The 14,740-nt window shown below is 70.4% G+C and carries 16 protein-coding genes; 9 read left to right on the plus strand and 7 right to left on the minus strand.

The window, feature by feature from the left end:
• The first annotated feature begins 56 nt into the window (after nucleotides 1-56).
• Nucleotides 57-557: a hypothetical protein gene (locus ACIA8X_RS12415; protein ID WP_393448365.1), complete on the plus strand. Its 501-nt coding sequence runs from the start codon at nucleotides 57-59 to the stop codon at nucleotides 555-557.
• Here the strand turns inward: ACIA8X_RS12415 and ACIA8X_RS12420 are convergent.
• Entirely contained in the window at nucleotides 526-1,146 is a 621-nt protein-coding gene (locus tag ACIA8X_RS12420; RefSeq protein ID WP_393448363.1) for a Maf family protein, read from the minus strand. The two genes, ACIA8X_RS12415 and ACIA8X_RS12420, sit on opposite strands and share 32 nt — an antisense overlap.
• Before the next feature lie 46 nt (nucleotides 1,147-1,192).
• Nucleotides 1,193-1,321 (minus strand): morphogenic membrane protein MmpB, encoded by a 129-nt coding sequence (gene mmpB / locus ACIA8X_RS12425; RefSeq protein ID WP_093905041.1) that lies wholly within the window; start codon nucleotides 1,319-1,321, stop codon nucleotides 1,193-1,195.
• Between the two features lie 131 nt (nucleotides 1,322-1,452).
• Here mmpB and ACIA8X_RS12430 point away from each other — a divergent pair, with 131 nt between their 5' ends.
• A complete protein-coding gene (locus tag ACIA8X_RS12430) occupies nucleotides 1,453-2,607 on the plus strand; it encodes an SGNH/GDSL hydrolase family protein (RefSeq protein ID WP_393448361.1) in 1,155 nt (384 codons plus the stop codon).
• A gap of 1 nt (nucleotide 2,608) precedes the next feature.
• Here ACIA8X_RS12430 and ACIA8X_RS12435 read toward each other — a convergent pair whose 3' ends face one another.
• Nucleotides 2,609-2,818, minus strand: coding sequence for an acyl-CoA carboxylase epsilon subunit (locus tag ACIA8X_RS12435; RefSeq protein WP_393448359.1), 210 nt, complete (start codon nucleotides 2,816-2,818; stop codon nucleotides 2,609-2,611).
• Between the two features lie 17 nt (nucleotides 2,819-2,835).
• Complete coding sequence (locus ACIA8X_RS12440) at nucleotides 2,836-4,458, minus strand: acyl-CoA carboxylase subunit beta (RefSeq protein WP_393448357.1); 1,623 nt, start codon at nucleotides 4,456-4,458, stop codon at nucleotides 2,836-2,838.
• 110 nt (nucleotides 4,459-4,568) lie between these two features.
• Between ACIA8X_RS12440 and ACIA8X_RS12445 the strand changes: the two genes are divergently transcribed.
• Entirely contained in the window at nucleotides 4,569-5,429 is an 861-nt protein-coding gene (locus ACIA8X_RS12445; RefSeq protein ID WP_399458270.1) for a biotin--[acetyl-CoA-carboxylase] ligase, read from the plus strand.
• 134 nt (nucleotides 5,430-5,563) lie between these two features.
• On the plus strand, nucleotides 5,564-6,691 hold the full coding sequence (locus ACIA8X_RS12450) for an adenylate/guanylate cyclase domain-containing protein (RefSeq protein ID WP_393448353.1): 1,128 nt from the start codon (nucleotides 5,564-5,566) through the stop codon (nucleotides 6,689-6,691).
• 101 nt (nucleotides 6,692-6,792) lie between these two features.
• Here ACIA8X_RS12450 and ACIA8X_RS12455 read toward each other — a convergent pair whose 3' ends face one another.
• Nucleotides 6,793-7,413, minus strand: coding sequence for a hypothetical protein (locus tag ACIA8X_RS12455; RefSeq protein ID WP_399458271.1), 621 nt, complete (start codon nucleotides 7,411-7,413; stop codon nucleotides 6,793-6,795).
• Nucleotides 7,414-7,596: 183 nt separating this feature from the next.
• On the opposite strand from ACIA8X_RS12455, the gene ACIA8X_RS12460 reads away from it, so the two are divergent.
• The 3 genes from ACIA8X_RS12460 to hutH all read left to right on the plus strand — a co-directional run bounded on the left by ACIA8X_RS12460 (nucleotide 7,597) and on the right by hutH (nucleotide 11,453).
• Nucleotides 7,597-8,397: an enoyl-CoA hydratase/isomerase family protein gene (locus ACIA8X_RS12460; RefSeq protein ID WP_393448349.1), complete on the plus strand. Its 801-nt coding sequence runs from the start codon at nucleotides 7,597-7,599 to the stop codon at nucleotides 8,395-8,397.
• Nucleotides 8,398-8,528: 131 nt separating this feature from the next.
• Nucleotides 8,529-9,677 (plus strand): diguanylate cyclase domain-containing protein, encoded by a 1,149-nt coding sequence (locus tag ACIA8X_RS12465; RefSeq protein WP_393448347.1) that lies wholly within the window; start codon nucleotides 8,529-8,531, stop codon nucleotides 9,675-9,677.
• 237 nt (nucleotides 9,678-9,914) lie between these two features.
• Nucleotides 9,915-11,453, plus strand: coding sequence for a histidine ammonia-lyase (hutH, locus tag ACIA8X_RS12470; protein ID WP_399458325.1), 1,539 nt, complete (start codon nucleotides 9,915-9,917; stop codon nucleotides 11,451-11,453).
• A gap of 94 nt (nucleotides 11,454-11,547) precedes the next feature.
• Here the strand turns inward: hutH and ACIA8X_RS12475 are convergent, their stop codons facing one another.
• Nucleotides 11,548-12,309, minus strand: a complete 762-nt coding sequence (locus ACIA8X_RS12475; protein WP_399458272.1) for a hypothetical protein — start codon at nucleotides 12,307-12,309, stop codon at nucleotides 11,548-11,550.
• A gap of 42 nt (nucleotides 12,310-12,351) precedes the next feature.
• On the minus strand, nucleotides 12,352-12,648 hold the full coding sequence (locus tag ACIA8X_RS12480; RefSeq protein ID WP_399458326.1) for a hypothetical protein: 297 nt from the start codon (nucleotides 12,646-12,648) through the stop codon (nucleotides 12,352-12,354).
• 161 nt (nucleotides 12,649-12,809) lie between these two features.
• On the opposite strand from ACIA8X_RS12480, the gene ACIA8X_RS12485 reads away from it, so the two are divergent.
• Nucleotides 12,810-13,190 carry a hypothetical protein gene (locus ACIA8X_RS12485; RefSeq protein WP_393448343.1) on the plus strand — a complete coding sequence of 127 codons (381 nt, stop codon included), beginning with the start codon at nucleotides 12,810-12,812 and terminating at the stop codon, nucleotides 13,188-13,190.
• A 225-nt stretch (nucleotides 13,191-13,415) separates the two neighbouring features.
• Nucleotides 13,416-14,666: an Ig-like domain-containing protein gene (locus ACIA8X_RS12490; RefSeq protein WP_393448341.1), complete on the plus strand. Its 1,251-nt coding sequence runs from the start codon at nucleotides 13,416-13,418 to the stop codon at nucleotides 14,664-14,666.
• Nucleotides 14,667-14,740 lie beyond the last annotated feature (74 nt).

Below are 14,740 nucleotides of genomic sequence, written 5' to 3' on the forward strand. Positions count from 1 at the left end.
CGTACTAGAGGTAACGGCGTCCGGCTCGGACGGCGGTCGAAAGTGGGTGGGGGCCGGTGGTGCGCAGATCGGTGGCGTGGGTGTTGGCACTCGTGCTCTTCGTCGAGGCGCTCGGCATCGCGGGGCTGAACTGGCTCCTCGGGAATGTCGTCGACGGTCAGCACATGTCCCTGGCGGGCCTGGACCCGGACGTGATGTCGATGTCCTCGAAGATCGGCGGCCTGGTCTTCGGCGCCTACTTCGCGTTCTGCGGCCTGGTCGCCCTGCTCGTGGCCCTGCGCAACCGCGCCCCGGCCGGCCTCGGCCGCATCCTGCTGATCAGCGCGGCCGTGGCGCACGGGCTGCTGGGCGCCGTCACCTGGGGTCTGGTGGGCCCGACGGCGTTCGTGTTCATGATGGTCGTACTCGGGCTGATAGTGCTGCTGCTCATGACGTACGACGCCCAGGCCGCGCCCGCGGGACCCACCGACGCCGTCCCCGGCGGGGACAGGGGCGACGACGGCTCCCCGGCCGGGGGCTCCCCGGTCAGCCCTCCGCCGGCGCCCACAACTCCGTGATGCCGATGCCCAGTTGGCCGAGCAGCCGCCGCACCAGCGGCAGGCTGATGCCGATCACATTGCCGTGGTCGCCGTCGATCCCGTCGATGAACGGGGCCGAGCGGCCGTCGAGCGTGAACGCCCCGGCGACGTAGAGGGGTTCGCCGGAGGCGACGTACGCCGCGATCTCCTCGTCGGTCGGCTCGCCGAAGCGGACGACCGTGGAGGCGGTCGCGGAGGTGTACCGGCCGGTGACGGTGTCGTAGACGCAGTGGCCGGTCTGCAGCGTGCCCGCCCGGCCGCGCATCGACTTCCAGCGGGCCGTGGCCTCCTCGGCGTCGGCCGGCTTGCCCAGGGCCTCGCCGTCCAGGTCGAGGACCGAGTCGCAGCCGATCACGATCGCGCCCTTGACCTCCGGCTTCGCCGCCACGACGGAGGCCTTCGCCTCGGCCAGGGCCAGCGCCAGGTCGGCGGGGGTGGGCGCGCTGACGGCGTCCTCGTCGACGCCGCTCACGATGACCTCGGGGTCCAGCCCGGCCTGGCGGAGCAGATTGAGGCGGGCGGGGGACTGGGAGGCGAGGACGAGTCGGCGGCGCGGCTGATCAGTCATGCGGTCAGCGTATCGGCGGTCCCGGCCGGACTCATCGCGGCCGGACTCACCACAGTCCGAGCACGATCATCGTGAGCACCATGGCCAGCGCCATGAGAACGCCCAGCCGCCGCAACATCTCCTGCATGTCGCGCAGTTCCTTGGGCGGCTCGTTCTCCGGGTCGGACCACAGCATGCCCTCCATCGTCGGTCGGGGGTCCGGGGCGGCGCCTGAGTACGCGTACTCAACTTTCCTCCAAACGGTGCTAGCGTTCCATTAACTAAAGGGACTCAAGTCCCGTTTGATGGATGTCTGGAGGGTGCGTCATGTTCACCGCTTCCTGGATCGCGTCACCGCAGCCGCCCAGCGAGGGCTTCACCCCCAACTGGTCCCGCGAGGGCTTCTGGCGGCAGTCACTGCGGCAGGTCGTACGGCTGTCGGCGGGGGGCGGCCGGCTGCGGGTGCGGCTCTCCCATGCCTACGGCACCTCGCCCGTGCGGGTCGCGGGGGCGAGTGTGGGGCGTACGGCCGCCGGGGCCGAGGTGGAGCCGGGGTCGCTCGTGCGGCTCACCTTCGGGGGTGTCGGGGACGCCGCGCTGCATCCATGGCGCGCCTCCGGCACGACGGCGCGCGGGGAGTTGGTCAGCGATGACGTCCCGCTCGCCGTCGCCGCCGGCGAGTCGGTGACCGTGACCCTGTACTTCGATGCCGCGACCGGCCCCGCGACCTTCCACGCGCAGGCCTTCACGGCCGGCTACCGGGGCGAGGGCGACCGGTCGGCGGACACGGGCGGCGAGGGCTTCGATGCCGCCACCGAGTCCTGGTACTTCCTGTCGGCCGTGGAGGTCGACGCCGGCCGCGCGGACGCCGTCGCCCTCTTCGGCGACTCGATCACGGACGGGTTCGGCTCGACACCTGGCGCCAACCGGCGCTGGTCGGACGCGCTCGCCCGGCGCACGGGGCGGCCCGTCCTCAACGCGGGGATCGGCGGGAACCTGCTGCTCAACGACTCCGCGTGGTACGGCGAGCGGGGCCTTGGGCGGTTGCGCCGGGACGTCCTCGACCGGGCCGGGGTGGACACGCTCGTCGTCCTGCTCGGCCTCAACGACATCGGCTTCAGCGAGACGGACGAGCAGCCGACCTACAAGCCGGCGCCGGTGGTGGAGGCGGAGGAACTCATCGCCGGGCACCGGGAGTTGATACGGCAGGGCAGGGCGGCGGGGCTGAGGGTGATCGGTGCGACGCTGCTGCCGTTCGCGGGCTCGGACCACTGGGGTGAGCACGCGGCCAAGGTGAGTCACGAGCTGAACGAGTGGATCCGTTGCTCGGGGGAGTACGACGCGGTCGTGGACCTGCACCGGGCGCTGGCCGATCCCGCGGACCCCGACCGACTGCACCCGTCGTACGACTTCGGCGATCACCTGCACCCGAACGACGCCGGGTACGAGGTGATGGCCGAAGCCGTGTCGACGATCCTCTGAACTAGCTCGGCCAGTAGGTGCGGGCCCAGGTCGCCGGGCCCGGTTGAGGCAGCCTGTGTGCCGCGATGCGGGACGGGTCCGACCACCCGTCCCGCGGCCTGGGTGCGCCGGGCGGCGGGACTGCCGCCGCCGCGGCGCGGGCGCGGACCACCGCCAGTGCGGCGGCCAGCTCCTCCGGTGTCGGGTTGCCCCGTAGGACCTTGATGTTCATGGATGCTCCCGGCAGGCCTAGAGGGGGATGTTGCCGTGCTTCTTCGGAGGCAGTGATTCCCGCTTGGTGCGCAGCTGACGCAGGCCCCGTACGACATGGCGGCGGGTGTCGGACGGCATGATCACCGAGTCGATGTAGCCGCGCTCGGCCGCGATGTAGGGGTTGAGGAGGGTGTCCTCGTACTCCTGGATCAGCCGGGCGCGCACCGCCTCCAGGTCCTCGCCGTTCGCCTCGGCCTCGGCGATGGTGCGCCGGTGCAGGATGTTGACCGCGCCCTGGGCGCCCATCACGGCGATCTGGGCGGTGGGCCAGGCCAGGTTGAGGTCGGCGCCGAGGTGCTTGGAGCCCATGACGTCGTAGGCGCCGCCGAAGGCCTTGCGCGTGATGATCGTGATGAGGGGGACGGTGGCTTCCGCGTAGGCGTAGATCAGCTTGGCGCCGCGGCGGATGATGCCGTCGTGCTCCTGGTCGACGCCCGGGAGGAAGCCGGGCACGTCGACGAAGGTGATGACCGGGACGTTGAACGCGTCGCAGGTGCGCACGAAACGCGCGGCCTTCTCGCTGGCCTGGATGTCGAGACAGCCGGCGAACTGCATCGGCTGGTTGGCGACGATGCCGACGGGACGGCCTTCGACCCGACCGAAGCCGGTGACGATGTTCGGCGCGAACAGCGGCTGCGTCTCGAAGAACTCGGCGTCGTCCAGGATGTGTTCGATCACCGCGTGCATGTCGTACGGCTGGTTCGCGCTGTCCGGCACGATCGTGTCCAGCTCGCGGTCCTCGTCGGTGACGGCGAGGTCCGCCTCCTCCGGGAACGCCGGGGGCTCGGAGAGGTTGTTGGACGGCAGGTACGACAGCAGCTGCTTGACGTACTCGATGGCGTCCTTCTCGTCCCCGGCCATGTGATGCGCCACGCCGGAGGCCGAGTTGTGGGTGCGGGCGCCGCCCAGCTCCTCGAAGCCGACGTCCTCGCCGGTGACGGTCTTGATGACGTCCGGGCCGGTGATGAACATGTGCGAGGTCTGGTCGACCATGACCGTGAAGTCGGTGATCGCCGGGGAGTAGACCGCGCCGCCCGCACAGGGGCCGACGACGAGCGAGATCTGCGGGATGACCCCGGACGCATGGGTGTTGCGGCGGAAGATCTCGCCGTACGCGCCCAGCGAGGCCACGCCCTCCTGGATGCGGGCGCCGCCGGAGTCGTTGATGCCGATGACCGGGCAGCCGGTCTTCAGCGCGAAGTCCATCACCTTGACGATCTTCTGGCCGTAGACCTCACCCAGCGCGCCGCCGAAGACGGTGAAGTCCTGGGAGAAGACGGCGACGGGGCGGCCGTCGACCGTGCCGTACCCGGTGACGACACCGTCGCCGTACGGGCGGTTCTTCTCCAGGCCGAAGTTGGTGGAGCGGTGCCGGGCGAACTCGTCGAGCTCGACGAAGGAACCCTCGTCGAGGAGCAGCTCGATGCGCTCACGGGCCGTCAACTTGCCCTTGGCGTGCTGCTTTTCGACGGCGCGTGCGGAGCCGGCGTGCGTCGCTTCCTCGATACGGCGCTGGAGATCCGCGAGCTTGCCCGCGGTGGTGTGGATGTCGATCCCTGAGGACTCTTGGATCTCGTGACGCTCTTCCGGCTCGGACATCGGGATGGCGCTCCCTGCCTGCTCAAAAGGGGGGACGGTTACTCATCCGTAGAGTAGTGGGGGGCCTACGAAACAGCAGTGCGGCGTTTCACACACCTAGGGTGGCTTGCATGACGCCGCGAGATGCATCAGACGACAGCCGTTGGTCCGATCTGGACCGTCCGCCGCTGAACGCCGCCGCCCTGCGGCGCGGGCTCGTGCGGGACGGCGGGCTGTGGCGCGACGTGGAGGTGGTGCGGAGCACCGGCTCCACCAACACCGACCTGGTGGACCTGGCGACCGGCGGCAAGGCGGGCGAGGGCTCGGTCCTGGTCGCCGAGGAGCAGACGGCCGGCAAGGGGCGCCTGGACCGGCAGTGGACGGCGCCGGCCCGCTCGGGCCTGTTCTTCTCGGTGCTGCTGAACCCCGCCGAGGTGCCGGTGGCCCGGTGGGGGTGGCTGCCGCTGCTCACGGGGGTCGCCGTGGCGACGGGGCTGTCGCGGTCGGCGGGCGTCGATACGGCACTCAAGTGGCCCAACGACCTGCTGGTGACCGTCGGCGGCGAGGAACGCAAGGCCGGCGGGATCCTCGCGGAACGGGCCGGGAACGCCGGGGTGGTCATCGGGGTCGGCATCAACGTCACCCTGCGTGCGGACGAGCTGCCCGTGCCCCAGGCGGGCTCGCTGCTGCTCGCCGGGGCCGTGAGCACGGACCGGGATCCGCTGCTGCGGGCCGTGCTGCGGTCACTGGAGGAGTGGTACGGGCGTTGGCGGGCCGCGGTGGGGGACCCGGTGGTGAGCGGACTGCAGGAGACGTACGCGGCGGGGTGCGCGACGTTGGGGAGAGTCGTGCGGGCCGAGTTGCCGGGCGAGCGGGAGATCACGGGGGAGGCCGTCGCGATCGACGGGGACGGGCGGCTGGTGCTGGCCACGGGGGACGGGGTGCAGGAGCCCGTGGGGGCGGGAGACATCGTGCACCTGCGGTTGGCGTGAGGGCGCCGACCCGGCCCCTCACCAGGGCCGGTACACCACCGTCGGCCTTCTCTTACGGAGTGAGGTGGCCCACACCTGCCGTACAGTGAAGGCCGGTCGAATACTGACCGCGGCAGATCGGAAGGGCAGCAGGCGTGACCGTCGACGATTCGGGCTCCGGCACGGGCGCGGACGGCCGGGTGGACCCCCACGCCGCCGATCCCGGCGAGGATCCGCTCGCCCTGCGTCTGGAACAGCTCATCCTCGGTGCCGAGCGGCGCTACACCCCGTTTCAGGCCGCTCGCAGCGCGGGCGTCTCCATGGAACTGGCGTCCCGCTTCTGGCGGGCCATGGGCTTCGCCGACATCGGGCAGGCCAAGGCGCTGACCGAGGCCGACGTGCTGGCGCTCAGGCGCCTCGCCGGTCTCGTCGAGGCGGGGCTGCTGAGCGAAGCCATGGCCGTGCAGGTGGCGCGGTCGACGGGGCAGACCACCGCCCGGCTGGCCGAGTGGCAGATCGACTCCTTCCTGGAGGGCCTGACCGAGCCCCCGGAGCCGGGCATGACCCGCACCGAGGTCACGTACCCGATCATCGAACTGCTCCTGCCCGAGCTGGAGGAGTTCCTCGTCTACGTCTGGCGGCGTCAGCTCGCCGCCTCGGCCGGCCGGGTCATCCAGGCTGCCGACGACGAGGAGATGGTCGACCGGCGCCTCGCCGTGGGCTTCGCCGACCTGGTCGGCTTCACACGGCTGACCCGTCGGATGGAGGAGGAGGAACTCGGCGAACTCGTCGAGGCCTTCGAGACCACCGCGGCCGACCTGGTCGCCGCGCGCGGTGGACGACTGGTCAAGACGCTCGGCGACGAGGTGCTGTACGCGGCCGACGATGCCGGGATCGCCGCGGAGATCGCGCTGCGGCTCATCGAGACGATGGCGGGCGACGAGACGATGCCCGAGCTGCGGGTCGGCATCGCGTTCGGCACGGTGACCACCCGGATGGGCGATGTCTTCGGTACGACCGTGAACCTTGCCTCCCGGCTGACGTCGATAGCTCCGCGGGATGCCGTGCTCGTCGACAGCGCGTTCGCGCAGGAGCTCGTCCGAACGGGTGAAGCGCCGGTGTCGGAGGCGGAGGCGGCGGAAGCGGCTGCGGCGGCGGAGAAGGAGGGGGAGGAGCCGCCGGTTTATCGGTTTGCGTTGCAGCCGATGTGGCAGCGGCCGGTGCGGGGGCTTGGCGTTGTGGAGCCTTGGCTTTTGACGCGGAGGGCGTCGACGGGGGACTAGGCGCCGTTGAGCTGGCCGTGGTGTGTCGGCTGCGGGTTCGTTGTGGCTGGTCGCGCAGTTCCCCGCGCCCCTTTGGCGGCGTTGCAGTGCAGGCCGACTTGTCAGTGATCGGTGGGCAGTGAGTCCACACACAGGCCGATGACCGGAACGCAGACGGTGCTGTCGTCGGGCTGAGTCGGCTGGGGGGCCGGGGGGTTCGTCGATGTCTGGCCGGGTGCCGGAGTCGGGGGCGGTTCGGGTGCGTGGGTGGTCGTCGTCGGTGGGCGGGGTGTGGGGGTGTGCACCGGGGCGTCGGCCGTTGTGGTGCCGAGGGCCGGTAGCTGCGTACTGGTCGCGTTCCTTGTCGGTACGACGATCGTGCCCGTTGCCGGGGTCGCGCCCAGGCCGCCCATGGCTGAGGTTGCCGACGGGCTTGGGGTCGGGAGTGTGGCGGCGGCGTTGGTCGAGCCGTCCGTGTCCGTGTCTGTGTCCGTGCCGATGGCCAGGTCCGGGGTGGGGTCGGTTTCCGTGGTGCCGAGGCCGGTGATGTTGGAGTCCGGGGTCGGGCGTACGAGGCTCAGGGCGCCGGCCGCCAGGGCGAGGCCGCCCGCGGCCAGGAGGACCTTGCGGGGGCGAGGGCGGCGGTGGCGGCCTCGGGGGCCGAAGAGTGCCGACGGTGTCCTTGGTGCCTCGGCTTCCCGTGCCGTCTCTTCCGCCGGTGAGCCTTTCGCCGTACCACCCATCGCGACCCTCCCCATGCGCTCGCGCCCCCAATGCGCCGTGGTTCGCGCACGCTATGCGCTGGGGTCGGCGGTGCGATGGGAGTTGGGCGGGATGTCACTCGAACGGGGTGTCCCTTTCCCTGGCGGGGTCCGGCTGCGATGATCGGGGCGAGTGTTGTTAACCCGCGTTAACCGGAGGGTGTCATGAGCGAGGAGCGGTACGGGGAGTTCGTGCTGGTGCGGCGGCCCGGCGACGGGCATGTCGCGGAGCTCGTCCTGGACCGGCCCAAGGCCATGAACGCCGTTTCCACGGAGATGGCTCGTTCGATCGCGGGGGCGTGTGCGGCGCTGGGTGCGGACAGCGGGGTACGGGTGGTGGTGCTGACCTCGACGCATGAGCGGGCGTTCTGTGTCGGGGCGGATCTGAAGGAGCGGAACTCCTTCAGCGACGCGGAGCTGGTGCGGCAGCGGCCGGTGGCGCGGGGGGCGTACACCGGGGTGCTGGAGTTGCCGGTGCCGGCGATCGCGGCGGTGCACGGCTTCGCGCTGGGGGGTGGCTTCGAGCTGGCGTTGGCCTGCGATGTGATCGTGGCCGACCGTACGGCTGTGGTGGGGCTGCCCGAGGTGTCGGTCGGGGTGCTTCCGGGTGGTGGAGGTACGCAGTTGCTGCCCCGGCGGGTGGGGGCCGCGCGGGCGGCGGAGCTGATCTTCACGGCGCGGCGGGTCGAGGCGGTCGAGGCTCGGGAGCTGGGCCTGGTGGACGAGCTGGTGGAGCCGGGGCGGGACAGGGAGGAGGCCCTGGCCCTGGGTGCTCGGATCGCGGCGAACTCACCCGTGGGGTTGCGGGCGGCCAAGCGGGCGCTGCGGTTGGGGCACGGGCTGGATCTGCGGGCCGGGCTGGAGGTCGAGGACGCGGCGTGGCGGGCGGTGGCGTTCTCGGGGGACCGGGCGGAGGGGGTGGCGGCGTTCAACGAGAAGCGGACGCCGGAGTGGCCGGGGGAGTAGGGGAGTAGAGGGTGGGGCGGCTGGGGTGTGTGTGCCGCTTCTGGCTTGGCGTGCTGTCTGCTGCCCGCCTGTCCGTCACTCCAGTGCCGTATCGATGTCCCAGTTTGTCCCAAACCTCCTAGCCTGGAGTGATGGGTGAGGACAGACGGCTCGCGGCCGTGGTGGCGCTGGCGCAGGGGATGGCTGCGGCGCACACCCCGCGTGAGTCCTGGCGGGCGGCGGCGCTCGGGGCGTGTCGGGCGCTGGCCGGGAGCTTTGCCGCGCTGTCGGTGTGGGAGCGCGACCTCGGGCGGTTGCGGGTGCTCGTGAACGTGGGGGACCGGGCGCAGGGGGAAGAGGAGTTTCCCGGCGACGAGGCCTATCCGGTGCATCAGTTCCCGGAGATCACCGAGTTTCTGCACGAGCGGTGGGCCTCCGGCGGTGAGCCCAACGCCTGGGTGGAGACGGCCGAGGGTCCCGCCGCCGGTCACCCCGGGTACTGCCATCAGCGGGTCGCCGCGCTACGGCGCCGTGGGCGGGGGTGCTGTGTCGTCGCGCCGATCGTGCTGAACGGGCGGGCCTGGGGGGAGCTGTATGTCGCTCGCTCCGCCGGTTCGCCGGTCTTCGACCGGGGTGACGCCGACTTCGCCACCGTGCTGGCGTCCGTCGTGGCCGCCGGGATCGCGCAGAGTGAGCGGCTGGAGGAGGCGCGGCGGTTGGCGTTCACCGACGCGCTCACGGGGCTGGCCAATCGGCGGGCGGTCGATGTGCGGTTGGAGGAGGCCATCGAGCGGCACCGGCGGCAGGGCGTCGTCGTCAGTCTCGTCGTGTGTGACCTCAACGGGCTCAAGCGGGTCAATGACACGCGGGGGCATGCCGTGGGGGACCGGTTGTTGGAGCGGTTCGGGTCGGTGTTGTCGTTGTGCGGGGCGATGTTGCCCGGGGCGCTGGCCGCGCGGCTCGGAGGGGACGAGTTCTGTCTGCTCGCTGTCGGGTCGCCTGCCGACGATGTGGTGAAGGCCGCGGATGAACTGTGCCGTCGGGCCGGGGAGTTGGAGCTCGGGGAGGGGGTCGCGTGTGGGGTGGCGTCGACCGAGGATGCGATCGGGGAGGTTCGGTCCGCTCGGCGGTTGTTCCGGCTTGCCGATGCGGCGCAGTACCAGGCGAAGGCCGTGCGGGCGGAGCGGGCCGTTGTCGCGGGGCGGGAGGGGCCGGACGATCCGGTGGTGCGGCTCGCTGACGCGGAGCCGTCCGGGGAGGGGGTTGTGGAGCGGCGGCGGTTCCGGGGGCGGGTGCCGTGATCCTGCCGGTGGGTGCCTGGAGTTTCTCGCCCCCGCCGCCCCTACCCGTCCCGTCCCTGGGGGCTGCCGCCCCCAGACCCCCGCTTTCGGCCCGAAGGGCCTCGTCCTCAAACGCCGGACGGGCTGGAATGCCCGGGCCGGCGTTGAGATGTCCTGGCCACTCTGTGTTGTAAGGGGTGTACCCCCCACCCACTAGTGACATCTTCGTCTTCACTGCGTACGCTCCTGAATATGGATATGCACACTGTGGTGGTGGGGACGTACGGCGTCACCGCGTCCGACGTTCTTGCCGTGGCGCGGGGCGGGGCTCGGGTCGAGTTGTCGGGTGAGGCGGTGGCCGCTCTTGCCGCGGCTCGCGGGATCGTGGATGCGCTGGCGGCCAAGCCGGAGCCCGTCTACGGCGTCTCCACCGGGTTCGGTGCCCTGGCGACACGGCACATCAGCCAGGAGCTGCGCGCCCAGTTGCAGCGCAACATCGTCCGTTCGCACGCCGCGGGGATGGGGCCGCGCGTGGAGCGGGAGGTCGTACGGGCCCTGATGTTCCTGCGGCTGAAGACCGTCTGCTCGGGGCACACGGGCGTACGGCCCGAGGTCGCGCAGACCATGGCCGATGTTCTCAACGCCGGCATCACGCCCGTCGTTCATGAGTACGGGTCCCTCGGGTGTTCCGGTGATCTCGCTCCGCTTTCCCATTGCGCTCTCACGCTCATGGGGGAAGGCGACGCCGAGGGGCCGGACGGGGTCGTGCGGCCCGCCGGTGAGCTGCTTGCCGCACACGGGATCGCGGCCGTCGAGCTGAGGGAGAAGGAGGGGCTCGCCCTCCTCAACGGCACCGACGGCATGCTCGGCATGCTGATCATGGCCCTCGCCGATCTGGACACCCTGTACAAGTCCGCCGACGTCACCGCCGCCCTCAGCCTGGAGGCCCTGCTCGGGACGGACAAGGTCCTCGCGCCCGAGCTGCACGCCATCCGGCCGCACCCGGGGCAGGGCGCCTCCGCCGCCAACATGCTGGCCGTGCTGAAGGGTTCGGAGCTGACCGGGCATCACCAGGACGACGCGCCCCGCGTCCAGGACGCCTACTCGGTGCGGTGTGCTCCCCAGGTCGCCGGGGCCGGGCGGGACACCATGGCGCACGCACGGCTCGTCGCGGTGCGGGAGCTGGCCTCCGCCGTCGACAACCCGGTCGTGCTGCCCGACGGGCGCGTCGAGTCCAACGGCAACTTCCATGGGGCGCCCGTCGCCTACGTCCTGGACTTCCTCGCCATCGCCGTCGCCGACCTGGCCTCCATCGCCGAGCGCCGCACCGACCGGCTGCTCGACAAGAACCGCAGCCACGGGCTGCCGCCGTTCCTGGCCGACGACGCGGGGGTCGACTCCGGGTTGATGATCGCCCAGTACACCCAGGCCGCCCTGGTCAGCGAGTTGAAGCGGCTGGCCGTGCCCGCGTCCGCCGACTCGATTCCCTCCTCCGCCATGCAGGAGGACCACGTCTCCATGGGCTGGTCGGCCGCGCGGAAGCTGCGTACCGCCGTCGACAACCTCACTCGTGTGCTCGCCGTCGAGCTGTACGCCGCCACCCGCGCCATCGAACTGCGGGACGGTCTCGCCCCGGCACCGGCCTCGCGGGCGGTCATCGACGCCGTACGGTCCGCCGGAGTCCGGGGCGCCGGGCCCGACAGGTTCCTGGCACCCGACCTCGCCGCGGCGGACGCGTTCGTGCGCGCCGGGGAGTTGGTCGCGGCGACGGAGAAGGTCACCGGGCCGCTTCAGTGACATCCGGGCCGCGTCAGTGGCGTGGAAATGGAAGGGGGCCCTGTCCGCCGTACGAGCCTTGTGCGGCGTACGGCTGACAGGGCCCCTGCGTTCGCTACTTCAGCTTGGCGCCCTGGGCGTCGACCACCGCGGCCGGGACCGTGTAGTCCTTGCCGGTCATCAACGCGCCGAGGTTCATCGTGTAGTACGTGGCGACGGTGTTGCCGTGGCGGACGACCTCGGCGTGTGCCTGGCCGCTGTCACCGTCCTCCATGTCCGAGGTCAGGGCGAACGCCACCGACTCGTCGCCGGCGCCCGCGCCCTTCTCGGCGGCGACCTTGGTGAACTTGCCCTCGTCCTTCTTCTGCCCGGCGGTGAAGCCGCCCCCGCACTTCTCGACCGCGTCGGAGACGGACTTGAACGCCTTCTCGGCGCCGTCGCCGTCGTAGGACGAGAGCCCCACCACGGTGACGTCGACGCTCATCGACTCGTTGAGCGCGTCCTCGACGTCTCCCTCGGACAGCTCGTCAAGGGACTTGGAGGCGGCGTCCGTGGGCTTCTTCTCCTCCGTGGCCACCGTCCTCGTCTCGGTGGCCGCCTCGCCCGGGGCGAGGCCTCCGATGACGTACACGAGCGGCTTGCACTGCTCGTCCCCGCTGATCTCGCTCTTGGCGGACGGAAGTTGCTTGGCCTCGACCGCCGAGACCTTGTGTCCCTCGACATCGCCCTCGACGATGATCGCCTTCTTCAACTCCGCGGAGCTGAGCGCCTTCGCGTCAGAACCGCCGGAGTCCCCGCCGCAACCCGTGACAAGGGCGAACGACAGCACGCTCACAGCAACCGTGGCGGCCGAACGCACGCCCGATGATCTCTTCATGCGCGGACTATGAAGCCCAGGTGAAGAGAGCGTCAAGTGATTTCAAAACCCGAGACGTTCCCGGCGTACCGAGTAGGCCACGAAGCCCGCGCCCAGTGCCAGAGAGACGGTCCCGCCGACGATGTACGGCGTGGTGTCGAAGCTTCCGGTGTCCGCGAGCCGGGTGCCGGCGGCGGTCGTGTCGCCCGCGCCCTCGGACGTGGCCCGCGCCTGCTGGGTGGTCTGCGTCGTGGGGGTCGCCGAAGGCTCCGTTCTCGCCGGCTCGTCGCCCGTCGCGTTCGCGGAGGGCACGAACCACAGAGCGCCCAGCAGGGCTCCCGCGGCGGTGGCGGTCAGCAGCGATCGGCGTGCGGTGGACGACGATCGGTGAGCGGCGGACACGGAATATCGATCCCCTTGTGGTGCTGGCGAATTGGCCGTGTGGGGCGATGTTAGTGAAAGTCGCGGGTCACGGGAAAGTCACGGGGGAAAAGAGCCGCAGTGAGCCGTACTCTCCGGGCATGAGCAATCCAGAATCATCACGGTTTGTGCGGCTTCGCGTGGAAGTCGTCCTGGAAGTGGACGACGAGGACGCCCTGACCAAGGCCGCGCTGCGCCGCATCGCCGACGACAGCACCATGCCGGCCGACGAACGGGTCCACGCCGAGGGCAGTGTGACGGAAGACACCGCGGAGGCCCTCGCCTACCTTGTAGATCCGTTCGACCTGGTCAGTGGGGTACCGGGGATCGAGCTCGCGCAGGCCTCCTGGTCAAGCGAGCGCATCGGGCACCATCCGGATTCGCCCGAGTGGGACTTCGACGACGATGATGTCGACGAGGACTTCGACGACGAAGCGGCAAACGCAGCGAACACGGCGAACACTGCAAACAGGGTCGGCTGAGGCGTCTTGGGGAAATCGTGACCCCGGGCGGCAACCGCCGCCCGGGGTTTCGTCGTCTCATGGTGCGCACTGGCCGACACCCGCACCATCCGTCACGGCGAATGTGACGTGGTGTGCCCCACACATACGCGGTATGTGGAACGGGACGAACCGGTCGTAGCGTTGAAGATTCTTGACGGGGACTCTCGGGGTTTTTGGGATTCGGGAACTATGGAGAAGCGTGTGATGACGAACAGTAAGCGGCGCAAGGGCCTCGCGGTCGCGTCCGCACTGCTCGGCGGTGTCCTGGTGCTCTCGGCCTGTTCCGGCGGCGACGACAACGCCTCCGGCAGTGACGGCGGCGACAGCTCGCAGTCCAAGGTCGACGAGGCGGCGGCCAAGAAGACCTCCGCCGCGCAGATCAAGATCACGCCAGGGGACGGCACCGACAACGCCTCCATCAACAAGTCCGCCGCCGTCACCGTGAGCAAGGGCACGCTCACCGAGGTGACGATGACGACGGCCGAGGGCGCGGCGGTCGAGGGCGAGATATCCGCCGACAAGACGAGCTGGAAGCCCAGCGCCCAGCTGGAGCGCTCCACGACCTACAAGATCGCGGTGAGCGCGAAGGACTCCAAGGGCCTGGAGGCCCACGAGAACGCCTCCTTCACCACCGTCTCCCCGAACAACAGCTTCCTCGGCTACTTCACGCCGGAGGACGGCTCCACGGTCGGCGTCGGCATGCCCGTCTCGATCAACTTCGACAAGGCGATCAGCAACAAGGCGGCCGTCCAGAAGGGCGTCACCGTCTCCACCACCAGCGGCCAGGAAGTCGTCTGCCACTGGTTCAACGACACCCGCATGGACTGCCGGCCCGAGGACTACTGGCAGGAGGGCGCCACCGTCACCCTGAAGATGGCCCTGGACGGGGTCGAGGGCTCCGACGGTGTCTACGGCGTCCAGGAGAAGACGGTCACCTTCAAGATCGGCCGCAACCAGATCTCCTACGTCGACGCGAAGACCAAGCAGATGAAGGTCACGCAGGACGGCAAGACCGTCAAGACCATCCCGATCTCCGCCGGTTCGCCCGACAACAAGACCTACCAGGGCATCATGGTGATGTCCGAGAAGTTCAAGGAGACGCGCATGAACGGCGCGACCGTGGGCTTCACGGACGACGACGGCAAGGGCGAGTACGACATCAAGGACGTGCCGCACGCCATCCGCCTGTCCACCTCCGGCACCTTCATCCACGGCAACTACTGGGGTGCCAAGTCCATCTTCGGCAGCGTGAACACCAGCCACGGCTGCGTGGGCCTGTCCGACACCAAGGGCGCCAACGACAAGGGCACCGCGGGCTACTGGTTCTACAACAGCTCGATCGTCGGTGACGTCGTGGTCGTCCAGAACACCGGCGACAAGACGATCTCGCCGGACAACGGCCTCAACGGCTGGAACCTGGACTGGGCGCAGTGGAAGGCCGGTTCGGCCGTCTGACGTACCGCTGCCGCGCGTAGAAGTCCCACAGCTGCCTCACAGCTGACCGATGCCGCCCTCAGGGGCGGCATCGG

The organism is Streptomyces sp. NPDC051738 (assembly GCF_044453205.1).
In the GTDB taxonomy this organism is placed as follows: Bacteria; Actinomycetota; Actinomycetes; order Streptomycetales; family Streptomycetaceae; genus Streptomyces.

Excerpts from the sequence above, each read along its gene's own strand:
- ACIA8X_RS12420 (WP_393448363.1), bottom strand. The coding sequence starts at position 1,146 with ATGACTGATCAGCCGCGCCGCCGACTCGTCCTCGCCTCCCAGTCCCCC.
- mmpB (WP_093905041.1), bottom strand. The coding sequence starts at position 1,321 with ATGCTGTGGTCCGACCCGGAGAACGAGCCGCCCAAGGAACTGCGCGAC.
- ACIA8X_RS12430 (WP_393448361.1), top strand. The coding sequence starts at position 1,453 with ATGTTCACCGCTTCCTGGATCGCGTCACCGCAGCCGCCCAGCGAGGGC.
- ACIA8X_RS12435 (WP_393448359.1), bottom strand. The coding sequence starts at position 2,818 with ATGAACATCAAGGTCCTACGGGGCAACCCGACACCGGAGGAGCTGGCC.
- ACIA8X_RS12440 (WP_393448357.1), bottom strand. The coding sequence starts at position 4,458 with ATGTCCGAGCCGGAAGAGCGTCACGAGATCCAAGAGTCCTCAGGGATC.
- ACIA8X_RS12445 (WP_399458270.1), top strand. The coding sequence starts at position 4,569 with ATGACGCCGCGAGATGCATCAGACGACAGCCGTTGGTCCGATCTGGAC.
- ACIA8X_RS12455 (WP_399458271.1), bottom strand. The coding sequence starts at position 7,413 with ATGGGTGGTACGGCGAAAGGCTCACCGGCGGAAGAGACGGCACGGGAA.
- ACIA8X_RS12460 (WP_393448349.1), top strand. The coding sequence starts at position 7,597 with ATGAGCGAGGAGCGGTACGGGGAGTTCGTGCTGGTGCGGCGGCCCGGC.
- ACIA8X_RS12465 (WP_393448347.1), top strand. The coding sequence starts at position 8,529 with ATGGGTGAGGACAGACGGCTCGCGGCCGTGGTGGCGCTGGCGCAGGGG.
- hutH (WP_399458325.1), top strand. The coding sequence starts at position 9,915 with ATGCACACTGTGGTGGTGGGGACGTACGGCGTCACCGCGTCCGACGTT.
- ACIA8X_RS12475 (WP_399458272.1), bottom strand. The coding sequence starts at position 12,309 with ATGAAGAGATCATCGGGCGTGCGTTCGGCCGCCACGGTTGCTGTGAGC.
- ACIA8X_RS12485 (WP_393448343.1), top strand. The coding sequence starts at position 12,810 with ATGAGCAATCCAGAATCATCACGGTTTGTGCGGCTTCGCGTGGAAGTC.
- ACIA8X_RS12490 (WP_393448341.1), top strand. The coding sequence starts at position 13,416 with ATGACGAACAGTAAGCGGCGCAAGGGCCTCGCGGTCGCGTCCGCACTG.